2 protein-coding genes are annotated in these 2,011 nt (G+C 64.0%); both read left to right on the top strand.

Translation table 11 applies throughout. From position 1 onward, the window contains the following. Nucleotides 1-1,224, top strand: a 1,224-nt coding sequence (locus tag ACEN8I_RS24080; RefSeq protein WP_413331183.1) for a peptidase domain-containing ABC transporter, incomplete at its 5' end; no start/stop codon positions are given. Next, the coding region (locus ACEN8I_RS24085; RefSeq protein WP_413331184.1) for a biotin/lipoyl-binding protein at nt 1,221-2,011 on the top strand (791 nt) is incomplete at its 3' end. The genes ACEN8I_RS24080 and ACEN8I_RS24085, both read left to right, overlap by 4 nt.

Consider the following 2,011-nt stretch of genomic DNA (forward strand, 5'->3'; position numbering starts at 1 on the left):
CTGTTCCAGGCGCGGCTGCAGGAGCAGTTCCAGATGGGGGCGCGCAACCAGGCCTTCCTCACTGAATATGTTGTGGGCCTGGAAACCGTCAAGTCGCTGCAGCTCGAGCCCCAGCTCAACAGCAAATACAGCGGCTACCTCGCCAGCTATTTGCAGGCCGGGTTTGCCACCAAGCAGCTGGCCAATACCTACAACACCGCCTCCAACCTGCTTGAACAGTTGATGAGCCTGCTGATCCTGGGCATAGGCGCTTACACCGTCATGCACAGCAAGGAGTTCACCATCGGCATGCTGGTGGCCTTCCAGATGTTCTCGGGCCGGCTGTCGCAGCCCATGCTGCGCCTGGTGGGCCTCTGGCAGCAGTTTCAGCAGGCCAGCCTGTCGGTCGCGCGCCTCGGCGACTTGATGAATGCGCCGATAGAGCCCTATTCAGTGATCCCCGCGCGCGACACCGCGCGCAAGGGCGAAATCCAGATCCACGACATCGCCTTTAAATACGCAGAGCACCTGCCGCTGGTGTATGAAAACCTCTCGCTGAACGTCAAGCCGGGCCAGATGATAGGCATCATGGGCCCCTCCGGCTGCGGCAAAAGCACGCTGGCCAAGCTGCTGCAGGGCTTTTACCAGCCCAGCGCCGGCCGCATCCTGATCGACGGCATAGACATACGCTACCTCTCGGCCAACGAGCTGCGCAGCCACTTCGGCGTGGTGCCGCAGGAGACCATGCTGTTCAGCGGCACCATCTACGACAACCTGCAGATGGCCAGCCCCAACGCCACCTTTGAACAGATCACCGCCGCCTGCAAGATGGCCGAGATCCACAGCGTCATCGAGGCCCAGCCCCAGGGCTACCAGACTGAAATCGGTGAGCGCGGCGCCGGCCTCTCGGGCGGGCAGAAGCAGCGCATCGCGATTGCCCGCGCGCTGCTCAAGCGCCCCAGCATCCTGGTGTTTGACGAAGCCACCAGCGCACTCGACGGCCCCACGGCCGAACACTTCGCGCAAACCATCAATGCCCTCAAGGGCAAGGTCACCATGCTGTTTATCACCCACGGCCTGCCCAAGGGCCTCAAGATAGACGCGGTCTTCCGCCTCACGGCCACGGGCGCGCAGCTGATGTCGCCCGCACCGGGCCAGCCCGGCAAGGTCACGTCCATGAGCCACACCCCCCACAGCGGAGGCGCCACGCTGCGCACCGTGCCCAAGGCGGAGGGCGAGGAATGAGCGCCATGCCACCCAACGCGCAGCAGGCCGGTTCACCGCAACCAGAGGCACCGGCCGCCGCCGCGCAGGCCTCCACACAAGCTTCTGCCAAGGTCGTTCCGCTGCGCCCGCCCAGCCAGTGGCATGACCCGCTCAGGCTGATACAGAACGAAGCCCCCAGCGAGTTCGGCCGCATCGTGCTGTGGGCTGTGTCGGCGCTGGTTTTTATCCTGCTCATCTGGGCCGCCATCGGCAAGCTCGACATCATCGCCACGGCCGAAGGCAAACTGGTGCCGCAGACCCTGGTCAAGATCGTGCAGCCCGCCGAGCCCGGCGTGGTCAAGGAGTTGCTCGTCAACGAAGGCGACAGCGTCAAGCGCGGCCAGGTGCTGGCCAGGCTGGACACAACGCTGGCCAGCGCCGACAAGGCCGGCATCAGCAGCGACCTGGCAACCCAGCAACTGCAGATGCGTCGCTTGGAGGCCGAACTCGCCGACCAGCCCATGCTGCCCAAGGCCGGCGACGACCCGCAGCGCTTTGCCCATGTGCAAAGCCAGTACATCGCCCACCGCAAAGCTTTTCTCGACAGTCTGGACCAGGAAAAGTCCATGCTCACCAAAGCCGAGCATGAGAAAAAAGGCGCAGCCGAAATGCTCACCAAGCTGCAGCAAACGCTACCGACCTACCAGCGCACCGCCGCCGCGTACGAGAAGCTGGAGAAGGAAGGCTTTATGGGCAGCCTGGCCGCCGCCGACAAACAGCGCGAAGCGATTGAAAAAGGCAAAGACCTCGACGCCCAGCAATCCGC

It is taken from the genome of Polaromonas sp. CT11-55 (genome assembly GCF_047303325.1).
In the GTDB taxonomy this organism is placed as follows: domain Bacteria; phylum Pseudomonadota; class Gammaproteobacteria; order Burkholderiales; family Burkholderiaceae_C; genus Polaromonas.